Below are 15,411 nucleotides of genomic sequence, written 5' to 3'. Positions count from 1 at the left end.
TAGCCCGCTACGGCGCCCTCATCCAGACAAAATCTCCCACAAATTGTGACGCACATCTTGCAGAAAGCCTTTTTCAGCCACGCTCTAAGACAGTCAAATATGGGCTGCAGGCCCAAATACAGGAGGAGTATCATGAAAAAAACAATTATCACAGTAGTAGGAAATGACACCGTTGGTATTATTGCAAAGGTATGTACTTATCTTGCCCAGAATCAGGTTAACATTCTGGATATCTCCCAGACGATTGTACAGGGATATTTTAACATGATGATGGTAGCAGATACCAGTGCTTCAGACAAGGAAATTGCAACTCTTTCCAAAGAACTGGCTGCTCTCGGGGATGAGATCGGCGTAGTGATCCATTGTCAGCATGAGGATATTTTCAACGTAATGCATCGAATTTGAAATGAAAGTCCCATCCATCGGACTTTCATTTAACAAAAATGTCGCCTGTAGGTGATATATCCATAGAAAGGAATACGAATGCTATGATTAATATATTTGAGGTGAATGAGACCAACAAAATGATCGAGCAGGAGAATCTGGATGTACGTACCATTACTCTTGGAATCAGCCTGCTGGATTGTATTGACAGCGATCTTGAGAAATTAAACGAAAAAATTTATAACAAAATTACCACATATGCCAAAGATCTGGTGGCAACTGGTGAGAAAATATCAGCACAGTACGGAATTCCAATTGTAAACAAACGAATTTCTGTTACACCAATCGGTCTGATTGGGGGTGCTGCATGCAAAACTACAGATGATTTTGTAACAATAGCCAGGACCCTGGACAAAGCTGCCAAGCAGGTGGGAGTGAACTTTATTGGTGGATATACAGCTCTTGTAAGTAAGGGAATGACACCGGCAGAGGAGCTTCTGATCCGTTCTATTCCGCAGGCGCTTGCCAGTACAGAGCGGGTATGCAGTTCTGTGAATGTTGGTTCCACAAAGACTGGAATCAATATGGATGCCGTGAAGCTTATGGGAGAGATTATTCTGGAAACAGCTCAGGCAACCAAAGAACAGGATTCCCTTGGCTGTGCCAAGTTGGTAGTATTCTGCAATGCGCCGGATGACAACCCGTTTATGGCAGGTGCTTTCCACGGCGTTACAGAAGCTGACAGTATTATTAATGTTGGCGTCAGTGGTCCAGGTGTTGTAAAAACCGCTCTGGAGAAAGTAAGAGGAGAGGATTTCGAAACTCTCTGTGAGATGATCAAACGAACTGCATTTAAGGTAACCCGTGTAGGTCAGCTGGTTGCCAGGGAGGCTTCCAAGATGCTTGGCGTTCCATTTGGAATTGTGGATCTTTCCCTTGCGCCTACTCCTGCAATCGGTGACAGTGTGGCTGAGATCCTGGAAGAAATCGGTCTTGAAAGAGCCGGTGCACCTGGAACTACAGCAGCTCTTGCCCTGTTAAATGACCAGGTAAAAAAAGGTGGTGTAATGGCTTCCACAGCAGTTGGAGGCTTGAGTGGTGCATTTATTCCGGTCAGCGAGGATCAGGGAATGATCGATGCGGTAACAGCAGGTGCCCTTACCATTGAGAAATTAGAGGCTATGACTTGCGTATGCTCTGTGGGACTGGATATGATCGCAGTACCAGGTGATACGAAGGCATCCACCATTTCCGGCATTATTGCAGATGAAGCAGCAATTGGAATGGTGAACCAGAAGACAACCGCAGTCCGTCTGATCCCTGTTATCGGAAAAGGAGTAGGAGAGACAGTAGAATTCGGTGGTCTTCTTGGCTATGCACCAATCATGCCGGTAAATAATTTCTCCTGTGATGCGTTTGTGGCAAGAGGCGGAAGAATTCCAGCTCCGATCCATAGCTTTAAAAACTAAGTTTTCTGGGTTACTGGTCACGGAGTGAACAGAAACTTTTTTGGATGAATTTGCACTTGACATTCTTACATCACTGTGCTAAAGTATAAACCAGTTAAACCGATGAGAAAGAGTAGTAAATCAGATGTGACATTTAGTCATTATGAATGGACTGAATAATGACTTACCAGAGAGCGGAGGATGGTGTGATCTTCGTATGAAGCGGCTGATGGAATGGACTTTCGAGGGCGGCCCGAAATTATATTTCAGGAGAGTAGGCGCCGACGGGAACCGAACCCGTTACCAATCAGGAGTGTATGTTTGTACATGAGAAAGTGGACGATTTGTCAATTTGAGTGGCACCGCGATAATAAGATTTTATTACCGTCTCAAAGAGCAACAGGGAATGTTGTTTTTTGAAGACGGTTTTTTGATATCCATTTTACCACTCATTCTTTCTCGCAGACAAGATGCAGAAGATCGGCTTAGTTATCTTCTGGAGCCTGTTTGAAAATCATTTCCGTAAAGTGTGACACATATTATGCGGAAAGCCTTTTTAAACATGCTCCCGCCAATTTTAAGAGAGAGAGGAAAACACTATGAAAAAAAGAATGATCGCAATCGCAGCAGCAACAATGGCAACTATGATGATGGCAACACCTGTTCTTGCAGAGGACTACAAGATCGGTATCTGCAATTATGTAGATGACGCATCTCTGAACCAGATCGTAGACAATCTGGAAAGCCGCCTGAAAGAAATCGGTGATGAGAAGGGTGTAAACTTCGATATTTCCTATGACAACTGTAATGCAGATGCCAATGTTATGGAGCAGATTATTTCTGATTTCCAGGCAGACGGTGTAGACCTTATGGTTGGTGTTGCAACACCGGTAGCTATGCGTATGCAGGCAAGCACAGAAGGAACCGACACGCCGGTTGTATTTTCCGCAGTATCGGATCCGGTTGGTGCAGGTCTTGTAGAATCCCTGGAGGCACCTGGCGCAAACCTTACCGGAACAAGCGATTATCTGGATACCGCTTCCATTATGAAACTGATCGAAGCTGTTAATCCGGATACCAAGAAGATCGGACTTTTATATGATATCGGACAGGATTCCTCTACAGCAGCCATCGAGGCAGCAAAAGCTTACATGGATGAGAACGGAATCGAATATGTTGAGCGTACCGGAACCACTACAGATGAAGTTCAGCTTGCAGCAGATGCACTGGTTGCAGATGGTGTTGACGCAGTGTTTACCCCAACTGATAATACCATTATGACAGCAGAGCTTTCCATTTATGAGAAATTTATTGATGCAGGAATTCCGCATTACACTGGAGCTGATTCCTTTGCGTTAAATGGCGCTTTCGCAGGGTATGGTGTTGATTACGCAAATCTTGGAGCAAAAACAGCAGATATGGTTGCCGATATTCTTCTGAATGGTGCTGATCCGGCAACCACTCCTGTAGAAACCTTTGACAATGGTACTGCTACTGTAAACACAGAAACATGCGAAGCTCTCGGCCTTGATTTTGAAACTGTCAAAGCTGCTATGGAGCCGCTCTGCACACAGGTAAATGAGATCGTTACAGCAGAGAGCTTTAACGAACTGGAAGCAAATTAACGATTAACCGGAGGAAATGATTGTGACACTGGCTACTGCACTCTCCTTAGGAGAAACTGCCCTGAAACTTGGACTGATCTGTTCCCTGACTGTCCTTGCATTGTTTTTAAGTTATTCCATGCTGAATGTCTGCGACCTTTCTACAGACGGCTGCTTTACATTAGGAGCCGCTGTAGGAGCCGCTGTGGCGGTCAGCGGACATCCTTTTTTATCAATACTAGCGGCAATGCTTGCCGGAATCTGTTCTGGTTTTGTAACCGGATTTTTGCAGACAAAAATGGGAGTAGACAGTCTGCTTGCGGGAATTATTGTGAATACAGGCTTGTATTCGATTAACATAGCAGTGATGGGAGGCTCTTCCTTGATCAACATGAACCGTACAGATACGGTGTTTTCCATGATGAAGGATGTTCTGGCAGATACCCCTCTGAAGGGAAGAACAGATATAATTGTTGCGCTGATCGCAGTAGCAGCAGTGGTTGCTTTTCTGGTGGTATTTTTAAAGACACGACTTGGCCTTGCGATCCGTGCTACAGGAAATAATGCAGATATGGTGAAGTCGTCGTCTATCAACCCGGTATTTACAACGATTATCGGACTTTGTATAGCAAACTCTTTTACAGCACTGTCCGGATGCCTTCTTTCCCAGTCTCAGAAATCTGTGGACATTAACATTGGTCAGGGAATGGTTACCATTGCGCTTGCATCCCTTCTGATCGGAGGAACAATTCTTGGAAAAGGCGGAATTTTTGTAAGAGCTGTGGGAATGGTATTGGGTTCTTTTGTTTTCCGACTGGTTTATACGGTGGCTTTAAGATTTAATATGCCGGCGTTTATGCTGAAACTGGTATCTTCTGTGATTGTTATTCTGGCAATTTCCGGCCCTTATCTGAAACGACAGTGGCCGCAGCTGAAAAGAAGAATGACGCACAAGAAGGGAGGAATCTGATCCATGTTAAAGCTTTCACATATTTCCAAAACCTTTAATCCGGGAACAGTAAATGAAAAAGTGGCAATCAGAGATCTGTCTCTGCATCTTGAAAAAGGCGATTTTGCAACAATTATCGGTTCCAACGGAGCTGGTAAATCTACTATGTTCAATGCCATCTGTGGGGATTTTCTCACAGATTCCGGATCTGTTGTTCTGGATGGAGAGGATATTACATTTCTGCCACAGCATGCCAGAGCAAAAAATATTGGAAGACTGTATCAGGATCCGATGAGGGGAACTGCTCCTGGAATGACGATTCTGGAGAACCTTGCGCTTGCTGCAGGTCAGGGAGGCTGGCTTTCCCGTATTTCCAAAAGTGATAAACAGCGTTTTCGTGAACAGCTTGCACTTCTGGATATTGGCCTTGAAGACCGCATGAACCATCCAGTGGGACTTCTTTCAGGAGGCCAGAGACAGGCACTTACTCTTTTGATGGCAACTATGAATCCACCGAAACTGCTTCTTCTGGATGAGCATACAGCAGCTCTTGATCCGGGAACAGCCGAGAAGGTGCTGAACCTGACCAGCAGGATCGTGAAAGAGCACCAACTGACCTGTCTGATGATTACCCACAATATGCAGTCTGCACTGGAGCTTGGAAATCGTATTCTGATGATGGATTCCGGTGATATTGTTCTGGATATCAAGGAAGAGGAGAAAAAAGGTCTTACTGTGGAAGGGCTGCTTGACAAGTTTAAAGTTGGAGCAGGAAAGAAACTGGATAATGACCGTATCCTTCTTTCTAATGAGTAAGACGAAATGGATAAAAGTGAGCCCTGGCTATTGCACGGAATTGCAGTAGCCGGGGCTTTTTATGCAGTTGAGAATATTATACAATAATAATCTGCTTTCTGTATTCATGAATATAAGAAGCACTGTTTTTTTGTGCCAGAATGCTTTCGAAAAGATTGGATGCGAAAGTTGTTTCATTTAGTAAATCCATAGCTTGCGGTGCGTTTTCAAGCACTTCAGCGGCATCCGGCAGTCTGGTAAGCAAAGGAATGCTGCTGCATCTTTTTATTTTGCTCAGAAGTGCAGAACTGTTTTTTCGAAATCCCAGAACCCGGGCGTAGGGAATCTGCGCTGGCACACTCTGAATATGAAGAAGCATGTGAAGCAGTGCTCTCTGGATCCTGGTGCGTGTGATCTCCTTGGTTTTCAGGAGGTCGGCAAACTGGGAAAATGTTTTATACTGATCCCTGCAGGAGAGAATCCTTCTGGCAAGAGCGTGAGACATGTCCAGATATGTGCACAGACTTTCTTCTTTTTCCTGAAGAAGACAGTAGCGGTAAAGCGTATCCAGATCGTTTTCCAGAAGATAATGATTTCTGGAAATTGCCTGTAAAAATAGTTCCAGGGAATTTGCTGGTAAAAATTTTTTTGCCATATCAGAAAGAAACGCAAAATTCTGTATTGAGGTTTCTGATGCTACAGATAAAAAGCAGTGGGAATGCTCGGTATCGGACCAGTCCCCTTTGGGTGGAGCGTTGAAATCCAAAATGGCATTCCGAATAGCAGAAGCAGAAGGAAAGTGATTTTCAGACAGAGTATTTTCGTGATAATCATTTCCTTCCCGCTTAATGGAAACCGGTGAAATAGAGCTGTTTTCCCTTAGAATAGCTTTACAGTATTCAATTCCCAGAATATTATTGGGGGAAGAGAGCAATTGCTGGTATTTTTCTGATTCGGGAAAAACTGCAGAGAGAGCCATGCTTCTGGCCTTTGGAAAAGTCATTCCGTTTTTCAGATTCCGGCGAAGGGCGGCCTGAAAAGTTTCCGGCTCCTCTGCCAGGATTTTGGCCAGCTCCATAAGCGCATCCGTATCACCGCATTCACTTCCGAAACAAAGTATATCTGTAACCCCAAGTCCATCCAGAAGCTGTACGCCTCCTCTGGCAAATAACTCTGCACTGGCAGAAGAAATGGAAACCGGCAGTTCCAGAACCAGGTCTGCGCCGCTCCGAAGAGCCATTTCTGCACGTACATATTTTGAAAAAAGAGCTGGGGTTCCTCTTTGTACGAAATCACCACTCATGGCGATAACTACATAGTCTGTCCTTAGTTTTTCTTTTATATAGTTTATCTGATATTCATGTCCTGTATGGAAGGGATTATATTCTGCAATAATTCCGGCTGTTTTCATAAAATTGCACCTCAAAAAATACGTTGTTCTTCCATATTCTAACATTGAAAAGCTTGAAATACAAGGCGGGGTGGCGTATAATGAGGTTAAGTTACTGAATGGGAAATGGATATTTATGCCAGATCCCAGAGGATTACTGTAACAAATGAAAGGAGCCATTTAATCATGGGATTTATTGATGTAATCAAAGAAAGAGCAAAATCCAGCATTAAGACAATCGTACTGCCAGAGACAGAGGACATGAGAACTCTTGAAGCAGCAGACAAAATTTTAAAAGAGGGAATTGCTAAGCTTGTACTTGTAGGTAATGAGGAAGCAGTTAAGAAGAGCGCAGCTGAAGGCGGCTTCGACATTTCCGGTGCACAGATCGTAGATCCTGCAACATCTGAGAAAACTCAGGGATATATTGACAAATTAGTAGAGTTAAGACAGAAGAAAGGTATGACACCAGAGCAGGCTAAGGAGATTCTTCTGAACCAGTATCTGTATTATGGTGTTATGATGGTTAAGATGGGCGATGCAGACGGTATGGTTTCCGGAGCCTGCCATTCCACAGCTGATACTTTAAGACCATGCCTTCAGATCCTGAAGACAAAACCAGGTACCAAACTTGTTTCCGCCTTCTTCCTGATCATCGTTCCGGATTGCGAGTATGGCGCTAACGGTGCCTTTGTATTTGGTGATTCCGGTCTGAACCAGAACCCGAATCCAGAAGAACTTGCAGCAATCGCAGCTTCTTCTGCTGAATCTTTCAAGCTTCTTGTACAGGAAGAGCCTGTAGTAGCTATGCTTTCCCATTCTACAAAGGGAAGTGCGAAACATGCAGATGTTGATAAAGTTGTTGAGGCTACCAAGATTGCGAAAGAGCAGAATCCGGACCTTGCACTTGACGGAGAGTTCCAGCTGGATGCAGCTATCGTTCCAAGCGTAGGTGCTTCTAAAGCTCCGGGAAGCCCGGTTGCAGGTAAGGCTAACGTTCTTATCTTCCCAGACCTTGATGCAGGAAACATCGGATACAAGCTGGCTCAGCGTCTTGCAAAAGCAGAAGCTTATGGACCTATCACTCAGGGTATCGCAAAACCTGTAAATGACCTGTCCCGTGGATGCTCCGCTGACGATATCGTTGGTGTTGTAGCGATCACATCCGTACAGTGCCAGGCTCAGGACTGATTTCAGATTAGTTTCCAAAGGCTGAATCGTATTGTGATTAAGGGCACATGCCCTTGAAGAGATGCCAGGAATAAAATGTCCGGCATCAGGTAATACATAATCATGTAAACAGGAGAGTAAAAAAATGAATGTATTGGTAATTAACTGCGGTAGTTCTTCTTTAAAATACCAGCTGATCGATTCTGACACAGAGGCAGTTCTTGCGAAGGGACTTTGCGAGAGAATCGGAATTGACGGAAGACTGGTATATCAGAAAGCCGGAAACGACAAAGAGATCACAGAAGCTTCCATGCCGACTCATAAAGAAGCAATCCAGATGGTTCTGGAAGCTCTTACCAATGAGAAAACAGGTGCGATCAAGAGTCTTGCAGAGGTTAATGCAATTGGTCATCGTATCGTACATGGCGGCGAGAAATTTGCTTCTTCTGCAATCATTACAGATGAGATGATCAAAGCTGTAGAAGAGTGCAATGACCTTGCACCACTTCACAATCCGGCTAACCTGATCGGTATCCGTGTATGCTCCGAGCTTATGCCAAATGTACCTCAGGTAGGTGTGTTTGATACCGCTTTCCATCAGACAATGCCTGCAAAAGCATATCTGTACGGACTTCCAATTGAGTACTACAAGAACTACAAGGTAAGAAGATATGGTTTCCATGGAACCTCCCACAGCTTCGTATCCAAACGTGCTGTTGATTTCCTTGGCCTTGACAAAGACAACTCTAAAGTTATTGTTTGCCACCTTGGAAACGGTTCCTCCATCAGCGCTGTTCAGAATGGCAAATGTGTAGATACTACAATGGGTCTTACTCCTCTTGAAGGCGTTGTAATGGGTACACGTTCCGGAAGCATTGATCCGGCTATCGTTGAGTACATTGCAAAGAAAGAGAACCTGGATCTTGCAGGTGTTATGAATGTTCTCAATAAGAAATCCGGTCTTCAGGGTATGTCCGGTGTTTCCAGTGATATGCGTGACCTTAGAGCCGCAGCCGCTGAGGGCAACGAGGATGCTAAGAATGCAATCGAAGTTCTCTGCTATGGCATTGCGAAATATGTAGGTGGATATGTAGCTGCTATGAACGGTGTTGATGCAATCGTGTTTACAGCTGGTATCGGTGAGAATGTTGGCATGATTCGTGAGAAAGTCTGCTCTTATCTTGGATTCCTTGGTGTTACAATTGATGCTAAGGCTAATGAGGCTATGGGCGAGGAAGTTGTTATTTCCGGTGCTGATTCCAAGGTAAAGGTTGCAGTTATCCCGACTAACGAGGAGCTTGCAATCTGCCGTGATACGGTAGCACTTGTAAAATAATTAGCTGCAGTGTGATCAGCAGTACATGGCAAAGTCAGTTGCTGAGAGGCAGGCTGCTTTGCGGTAATACTGTATTACTTTATAAAAATGCATAAATCCTGTCAGAGAATCATACACTCTGGCAGGATTTTATATGCAACAGGAAATTGATTTAATATTCCACTTGAAATTTCGCCAGCTTTTGTAATTTTTTTGAAAAATTATTGTATATAAGGGAAAATTCAAGTTGACAAATAATGACAGGGTATGTATAATTGATTAAGTGTGAATAGGGAGACGATTATGCAGATACATTTATCAGACATTTCATCCAGCGAAGGTAAGAGTCAGCACTACAGTGTTGCTTTTGAGATGGATACCATCACCTTCCAGCAGGGAACCTTTCCAGTACTAGCGAAGGAACCTGTAGAGCTTACGATTACGAATACCGGCGACAGAGTTCTGGAACTGGAGGGAAGCGGTCTTGTGACTGTTGGAATTCCATGTGACAGATGTCTGGAAGAGGTTAGGACCAGGATTCCTTTTGAATTCAAGAGGAAACTTGACATGAAGCTTACGGATGAAGAACGTGTGAATGATCTGGATGAGAGCAGCTATCTCACCGGCTATGACCTGGATGTGGACCGTTTGGTCTATCTTGAGGTACTGATGAGCTGGCCTTTGAAAGTCTTATGTAAAGAAGACTGCAAAGGGATTTGCAGCAGATGCGGGAAGAATCTGAATGATGGTCCCTGCGGATGTGTCGAGGAGCCTAAGGATCCCCGTATGGCAGCTATCAGTGATATATTCAGTAAATTTAAGGAGGTGTAACCGAAATGTCCATCTGCCCAAAGAATAAATCTTCCAAAGCAAGACGCGATAAGAGAAGAGCAAACTGGAAAATGAGCGCTCCGAACCTTGTAAAATGCAGCAAATGCGGCGCACTTATGATGCCACACAGAGTTTGCAAGGCTTGCGGAAGCTATAACAAAAAAGAGATCGTTAAAGTTGAAGACTAATAGCGAATCTTTTAAGAACACCTGAGTTGATTGGGTGTTCTTTTTTTATGCAGCAAGCAGGATTCTTTCCTGTTGTTTTTTCTATATAATTCATTTATAATATTCACAGAAAAATACATTACCTGGAGGAACTACAATGTCTGAATTAAGCGATAAGATCAGATCAGAATTTAAAAAGGCAGATGATGAGCGCGATGCTCTTATGAATACCCCGGAAGACATCGAACGTTGGGATAATATTGTATATGGACATGATGACAGGGAGATGCAGAGGCTGGACGTATACAGGCCGAAGCAGGCACAGGGAGAAGACCTTCCGATCATTATCAGCGTTCATGGAGGAGCCTGGATGTATGGAGATAAAGAAAGATACCAGTACTATTGTATGAGTCTTGCACAGCGAGGATTTGCTGTTGTAAACTTTACATATCGTCTGGCTCCTGAGAGCAAATTTCCAGCACAGTTAGAGGATGTAAATCTGGTATGCAAGTGGGTGATGAAGCGTGCAGGAAGATTCCATTTTGATACAGAACGTATTTTTGCAGTAGGAGATTCTGCAGGAGCTCATCTTCTGGGACTTTATGCAGCAATCTGTACGAATCCGGCATATGCTGCCAAATATGATTTTGCTGTACCAGAGGGCTTTGCCCTTACTGCAATTGCTTTAAATTGCGGTGTGTACAGGATCCCAAGGGAAGGGGCAGACAATATGACTATGCTGATCATGAAGGAACTTCTTCCGGAAGGCGGTACAGAGGAAGAACTGGAGAGCATTGATGTACTGAACGGCATTACAGATGTTTATCCTCCTGTATTTTGCATGACTTCCGTGGCAGATCATCAGAAAGCACAGGCACCTGCATTAGTCCAGAAACTGATGGAGAATAATGTGCCCTTTGTATATCGTGTGTTTGGAGATAAGGTTAATAAACTTGGTCACGTGTTCCACTGTGATGTAAAAACAATTGATGCTGCCCAGTGCAATGATGCAGAATGTGATTTTTTCAGGGAGTTTTGTTTCTGATAGTAAGACATTCATGTAAAACATATTACGGTACAGTGCAAAGTGTGTTGCTGGTCACGGAGTGGACAGTAACACCCATTTTTCACGGAAACCTGCGGTTCGCCACAGGTTTCTTGTATTATACGATAAAATCTTATATGCTTGGGACAAGGGAGAAAATCAATGAAAAAAAGGTTAAAAGGTCTGATAAGTGTTTTTTTCTTTTTGCTTTGCATATTTGCCTGGAAAAGCGTGCAGGAAGTAAGGGCAGCAGAAAATGTAATAAGGGATTTTTCCAGAATTTTCTACATACCTGCCGGAGCAGTTTTGAAAGGCGGAAGCCTGCAGAAACTGCAGGAAATTTATGATAGCATGAGCTGCATTGCATATACAGAAGATGGGGAAGAGCTTTATCTGGATGCAATCTGGGACTATTCCGGAATTGATATTCAGACTGTGGGAGCCTATAAGATTACAGGGACAGTGAGACTTCCGGAAGGATATACAAGCAATGTCGGTCTTCCGGAATGGACAGCATGGATTTCTGTACAGAATCCGGGACAGCCGGAGATTCAGGCGTATTCCCGAATGATTTCAGCAGGTATTTACTATTTTCCATGGATCACAGAGCAGAATCCAGATATGATGGAAATATGGCTTCAAAAAGAAGGAGAGGACTGGGTAAATGTAAGCGAGGAAGGATATGGATTTGCGGATACCGATGGGATGTATCTTTCCTGCCAGAGTATGATAGCTGAAAATATATATACACTGACAGTTGTTTATAATGAAGGGAAAACCAGAAATCTTAAATACCGCTATCAGTCAGATGGAAGCCTGGAGATACTCAGTTATCAGCCTGGAACAATTGGCGGGACAGTATCAAAAGATACTGTTATCCGTTCCTGCGAGGAGATTGACGAAAAGAGCCTGCAGCGCTGCATGGTATATGCGGTGCGGGCGGGGCAGAGTCTGGCAGAAGTACGGACCGAGCTGGAGGAGACTTTTTATATTTTTGGGAGCACCTGTGAAGAATATGAGGATACTGCGGCCCATCCGGCTGTTATCATGCATTCAGTATGGGATTTCAGTCAGGTTGATGTGAATGCTCCTGGCGTTTATAAAGTGACGGGAACTTTTGCAGCTCCAGAAGGCTGCACGGTGGATCAGGAGCTTACTGTTCCGGGGGCAACTGCTTATATTACTGTTCAGCGCCCGGATCAGCCGGAAGTACAGACGTGCTGTGTGGTTGGCGTGGATGTTCTGTTCTTTCCTATGATATTAGACTGTTTTACAGATGAACAGCTGGACAATTTGCAGGTATATCTGCTGGAAAATAATGAAGATAAAGAAATAGGCAAAAGTAATTCCTATTTTGACAGAAAGGGGCTGTATCTGAAAAAAAGTGTTCTTAAAGCTGGCAGGGAATATGGAATTTACGTAACCTATCCAGGTGGAAGTACCGGGGTATATACTTTTGTGTATTGTGGGGAGCTTATTTCTAATGAGCACTGGTACAAGCGCAATTATGCAGACAGGGATGGCAAAGAGCTTCCGGATATTGACGATGAAACGGAGCGGGTAACGGATACTTCCGCCATCCTTGTAGGAAACAGGCTGCTGGATCTTATGAAGAATGGTGTAAAGCTGATTCCTTTTGAAGGAGACGGAGTGCTGGTAAGGGTTCCTGTGGAAGTGGTAAAAGACTGGAATATAAAAGCGGAGGATCAGATTGAGACAGACATTTCCTGGGTGGGAAGTGATGTTTCTGTAAAAATTTCCAAAAACGGAGAAGCTGTTACAGATATTCCAGGAGCTACCGTGGAGATTCCGTATGCGAACCGTGACTCTCAGACTATGCTGACAGACGAAGAAGGTAACTCCTATACAGGTTCGGTAAATGATGCACAGAACGCTGCGGTGATTCCCATTGATAAAACCGGAGATTATACAGTGGAAGAGCAACCACAAAATCAGACAGAGAATGGTGGAAACACAGAAGAGGATGATCCGGAAGGAGACAGTCTGGAAAATGCGGCGGACTCAGGGGAAGAAAAGCTGTCAGAACAGGTTGAGGAACTTCTTTCGGAAGATGTCAAAAACCAGAAAACGAATTCAGATGAGAATCTTAACAGTCAACATAAAAAAACGGCTTCAATTGTTATAATAATTGTAATTTTGTTAATATTGTTATGGAATATACCAATGAGACGCGGCAAAAAGCTCCGAAAGGGGGAACGGGGTGAAGGAGAACAAAGCAAATAAAAAAGGAAGGAAGCTGCTGTGGGGAACTGTAATCATAACCATGATTCTATCCTTTATGTTTTTTTACGTGTTGTATTGTTCAAATAACAAATATATGACAAGAGAGGAAAAAGCCATACACGGACTTTTGTATGCAGATGGCTCCTATGAGAGCTTTCCTGTCTATTATTTGTCCAGAGAATGGGAATATTATCCGGATGCACTTCTTACGCCGGAGGATGATCTGGATAAATATTATTTTCGTTATATTTCTATTGGGGAATATGGTGGAATGGAACTTGGAAACAGTGGGAGAAGTCCGTATGGGAGTGGTACATACCGGTTAAAAATCATGCTTCCCGCTGAGCAGCATACATATGGTTTGTATCTGCCGGAAATTTTTTCAGCATATAATTTGTATGTGGATGGTGTTCTGGTCGGACAGATGGGAAATCCGGACCCGGATCATTATGTGGAACGGACTCAGAACAGAATGTTTACCTTCAAGGCCAATACTTCATTAGAAATTCTGATTGCAGTGACAGATAAAAGCTCTGCTTCGCCGGGAATCCAGAGTGTACCTGTTTTTGGAAATCCTTTAAAAATAAACACCATAAGGGGAATTGCGGTGTTTATCAATTCCTCTGTATTTACCTTGATCATTCTGGTTCTGGCGTTTTCCGTATGGGCATTTTTTAAAACCAGAAGCAGGGAAAATGTACTTTTTGCAGGAGTATGCCTTTGTGTGCTCGGGTATACCTGCTATCCCCTTCTGCATACATACCTGGCGCTAAGAGTACAGCCCTGGTTCTCTGTTGAAATGCTGTTCTATTTTCTCGCTTTTCCGGCAATGCTTTTGCTGGAATATGAGATCACCGGGCAAAAGTATAAGTGGATGGCATGGGGGGTTCTTGCTACAGCTGTGGCAGGTCTTGGGGTTACGCTTGCCGGGATTTTTGCCGGGGGAATGGAGACCGCAGCTCTTTCTTATGGTATTTCAGCGGCAACTGAGGTGCTGAAATGGTTTACCGCTGTATGTCTTGTTTTAACTGCGTTTTTCTATACGGAAGGGATGCAGGGCATTTCTCTTCTTGCAGGAACCGTAATTTACGCAGTATCTCTGGCAGCAGACCGCATATGGTCTTTGTATGATCCGATTATTGGCGGCTGGTTTCCGGAATGGGGCGGCATCATTTTGACAGGTATATTTGGAATGTTTCTCTGGAGAGAACTGACAGAAGGCTATCGGATGCGGCTGATCTATGAAGAACAGTCCAGACAGATGGAATTGCGTCTGCTTATGCAAAAGGAGCATTATCAGAAGTTAACTGATGCACTGGAAGAGGCAAGCCGTACAAGACATGACTTCAGACAGTATATCCGTACTGCTTCCATTCTGCTGGAACAGGAACATTATGAAGAACTGAAAGCGTATTTTCATCAGTTCGCACAGGAGAGCACCGAAAAAATGCAGACACCAGTATGCTATTGCAAGAACATGTCTGTGGATGCAATCTTACATTACTATGCGTCACAGCTGGAGCAAAAAGGTATAAAGTACAGATATTCAGTAGAGGTTCCAGAGAAAATGAAAATTTCTGATCTGGATATCTGCAGGATTTTTGGTAATCTGATGGAAAATGCAGTGAGAGCAGTGCAAAAAGAAGAGAACGCGGATGAGGCTTATGTAAATTGCATCTGCAAAGTAAAAATGGGAAAACTTCTGATCAATATTGAAAACACCTATGCAGGAGAAGTGCAGAGAAATGGGGCAGCTTTTTATTCCACAAGTCACAGCGGGCAGGGAATTGGAATTGCTTCTGTTTCCAAAACAGCAGAGAAATATGGTGGATATGCCGACTTTTCTGCCAGAAACGGTGTATTCCGGGCGAATGTGTTTATTCCACTGGAAGATATGGATTTACGGCTTTCGGACAAAGCCGGCTGACAGGCTGAGAAATTTTGCCGGGTCTTTCTTCCACATATAAAAGTCTGCGCAACCAGTTGTGCAGACTTTTGTATTACGAGAAAAGATAATTCAGATATTCCTTCTTGATTGCGTTAGCTCCCCGTTTACGGATCTGGACGGT

Annotated in this window: 14 protein-coding genes and 1 pseudogene; 13 read left to right on the top strand and 2 right to left on the bottom strand. The window is 43.8% G+C overall.

All coding sequences use genetic code 11. From position 1 onward, the window contains the following. On the bottom strand, window positions 1–77 hold a 77-nt coding region (locus AB5618_RS13475), incomplete at its 3' end, for a DUF6783 domain-containing protein (RefSeq protein WP_368366840.1). Between AB5618_RS13475 and AB5618_RS13470 the strand changes: the two are divergent. The 6 genes and pseudogenes from AB5618_RS13470 to AB5618_RS13445 all read left to right on the top strand — a co-directional run. After that, a pseudogene (locus AB5618_RS13470) lies at window positions 48–167 on the top strand (hypothetical protein); the annotation flags it as partial. The gene AB5618_RS13475 and the pseudogene AB5618_RS13470 sit on opposite strands and share 30 nt — an antisense overlap. Beyond that, window positions 133–405 carry an ACT domain-containing protein gene (locus tag AB5618_RS13465; RefSeq protein WP_021925040.1) on the top strand — a complete coding sequence of 91 codons (273 nt, stop codon included), beginning with the start codon at window positions 133–135 and terminating at the stop codon, window positions 403–405. The pseudogene AB5618_RS13470 and the gene AB5618_RS13465, both read left to right, overlap by 35 nt. Before the next feature lie 83 nt (window positions 406–488). Then, window positions 489–1,853, top strand: coding sequence for a PFL family protein (locus AB5618_RS13460; RefSeq protein WP_148462827.1), 1,365 nt, complete (start codon window positions 489–491; stop codon window positions 1,851–1,853). A gap of 578 nt (window positions 1,854–2,431) precedes the next feature. Beyond that, window positions 2,432–3,457, top strand: a complete 1,026-nt coding sequence (locus tag AB5618_RS13455; protein ID WP_173769729.1) for an ABC transporter substrate-binding protein — start codon at window positions 2,432–2,434, stop codon at window positions 3,455–3,457. A gap of 16 nt (window positions 3,458–3,473) precedes the next feature. Further along, window positions 3,474–4,406 carry an ABC transporter permease gene (locus AB5618_RS13450; protein ID WP_173769730.1) on the top strand — a complete coding sequence of 311 codons (933 nt, stop codon included), beginning with the start codon at window positions 3,474–3,476 and terminating at the stop codon, window positions 4,404–4,406. Between the two features lie 3 nt (window positions 4,407–4,409). Beyond that, the gene (locus tag AB5618_RS13445; RefSeq protein WP_368366838.1) at window positions 4,410–5,201 is read left to right on the top strand and encodes an ABC transporter ATP-binding protein; all 792 of its coding nucleotides are present in this window, start codon (window positions 4,410–4,412) and stop codon (window positions 5,199–5,201) included. A gap of 76 nt (window positions 5,202–5,277) precedes the next feature. On the opposite strand, the gene AB5618_RS13440 is transcribed toward AB5618_RS13445, so the two are convergent. Next, the gene (locus tag AB5618_RS13440) at window positions 5,278–6,591 is read right to left on the bottom strand and encodes a nucleotidyltransferase family protein (RefSeq protein ID WP_368366837.1); all 1,314 of its coding nucleotides are present in this window, start codon (window positions 6,589–6,591) and stop codon (window positions 5,278–5,280) included. Between the two features lie 165 nt (window positions 6,592–6,756). Between AB5618_RS13440 and pta the strand changes: the two genes are divergently transcribed. The 7 genes from pta (at window position 6,757) to AB5618_RS13405 (ending at window position 15,269) form a co-directional block, all read left to right on the top strand. Next, window positions 6,757–7,761 carry a phosphate acetyltransferase gene (gene pta / locus AB5618_RS13435; protein ID WP_117853900.1) on the top strand — a complete coding sequence of 335 codons (1,005 nt, stop codon included), beginning with the start codon at window positions 6,757–6,759 and terminating at the stop codon, window positions 7,759–7,761. A 124-nt stretch (window positions 7,762–7,885) separates the two neighbouring features. Next, window positions 7,886–9,076 (top strand): acetate/propionate family kinase, encoded by a 1,191-nt coding sequence (locus AB5618_RS13430; RefSeq protein WP_195478215.1) that lies wholly within the window; start codon window positions 7,886–7,888, stop codon window positions 9,074–9,076. Window positions 9,077–9,358: 282 nt separating this feature from the next. Beyond that, on the top strand, window positions 9,359–9,886 hold the full coding sequence (locus AB5618_RS13425; protein ID WP_294423166.1) for a DUF177 domain-containing protein: 528 nt from the start codon (window positions 9,359–9,361) through the stop codon (window positions 9,884–9,886). Window positions 9,887–9,891: 5 nt separating this feature from the next. Next, on the top strand, window positions 9,892–10,074 hold the full coding sequence (rpmF, locus tag AB5618_RS13420; RefSeq protein ID WP_077610953.1) for a 50S ribosomal protein L32: 183 nt from the start codon (window positions 9,892–9,894) through the stop codon (window positions 10,072–10,074). A gap of 136 nt (window positions 10,075–10,210) precedes the next feature. Further along, window positions 10,211–11,098, top strand: a complete 888-nt coding sequence (locus AB5618_RS13415) for an alpha/beta hydrolase (RefSeq protein ID WP_148462821.1) — start codon at window positions 10,211–10,213, stop codon at window positions 11,096–11,098. A 162-nt stretch (window positions 11,099–11,260) separates the two neighbouring features. After that, window positions 11,261–13,342 carry a hypothetical protein gene (locus tag AB5618_RS13410; RefSeq protein WP_148462820.1) on the top strand — a complete coding sequence of 694 codons (2,082 nt, stop codon included), beginning with the start codon at window positions 11,261–11,263 and terminating at the stop codon, window positions 13,340–13,342. Beyond that, window positions 13,320–15,269 carry a GHKL domain-containing protein gene (locus tag AB5618_RS13405; protein ID WP_148462819.1) on the top strand — a complete coding sequence of 650 codons (1,950 nt, stop codon included), beginning with the start codon at window positions 13,320–13,322 and terminating at the stop codon, window positions 15,267–15,269. The genes AB5618_RS13410 and AB5618_RS13405 overlap by 23 nt, the downstream gene beginning before the upstream one ends. The last annotated feature ends 142 nt before the right edge of the window (window positions 15,270–15,411 follow it).

Origin of the sequence: Ruminococcus sp. J1101004sp1_RTP21198st1_B9_RTP21198_201120 (assembly GCF_040924245.1) — a bacterium.
GTDB lineage: Bacteria > Bacillota > Clostridia > Lachnospirales > Lachnospiraceae > Blautia_A > Blautia_A faecis.
Note: the sequence above shows the minus strand (reverse complement) of the source record. Positions and strands in the feature narration are given on the sequence as shown.

Bases quoted from the DNA above. Each gene is read 5' to 3' on its own strand.
- AB5618_RS13455 (WP_173769729.1), top strand. From the start codon at position 2,432: ATGAAAAAAAGAATGATCGCAATCGCAGCAGCAACAATGGCAACTATG.
- AB5618_RS13410 (WP_148462820.1), top strand. From the start codon at position 11,261: ATGAAAAAAAGGTTAAAAGGTCTGATAAGTGTTTTTTTCTTTTTGCTT.
- AB5618_RS13440 (WP_368366837.1), bottom strand. From the start codon at position 6,591: ATGAAAACAGCCGGAATTATTGCAGAATATAATCCCTTCCATACAGGA.
- AB5618_RS13465 (WP_021925040.1), top strand. From the start codon at position 133: ATGAAAAAAACAATTATCACAGTAGTAGGAAATGACACCGTTGGTATT.
- AB5618_RS13415 (WP_148462821.1), top strand. From the start codon at position 10,211: ATGTCTGAATTAAGCGATAAGATCAGATCAGAATTTAAAAAGGCAGAT.
- AB5618_RS13450 (WP_173769730.1), top strand. From the start codon at position 3,474: ATGATTGTGACACTGGCTACTGCACTCTCCTTAGGAGAAACTGCCCTG.
- AB5618_RS13460 (WP_148462827.1), top strand. From the start codon at position 489: ATGATTAATATATTTGAGGTGAATGAGACCAACAAAATGATCGAGCAG.
- AB5618_RS13445 (WP_368366838.1), top strand. From the start codon at position 4,410: ATGTTAAAGCTTTCACATATTTCCAAAACCTTTAATCCGGGAACAGTA.
- AB5618_RS13425 (WP_294423166.1), top strand. From the start codon at position 9,359: ATGCAGATACATTTATCAGACATTTCATCCAGCGAAGGTAAGAGTCAG.
- pta (WP_117853900.1), top strand. From the start codon at position 6,757: ATGGGATTTATTGATGTAATCAAAGAAAGAGCAAAATCCAGCATTAAG.
- rpmF (WP_077610953.1), top strand. From the start codon at position 9,892: ATGTCCATCTGCCCAAAGAATAAATCTTCCAAAGCAAGACGCGATAAG.
- AB5618_RS13430 (WP_195478215.1), top strand. From the start codon at position 7,886: ATGAATGTATTGGTAATTAACTGCGGTAGTTCTTCTTTAAAATACCAG.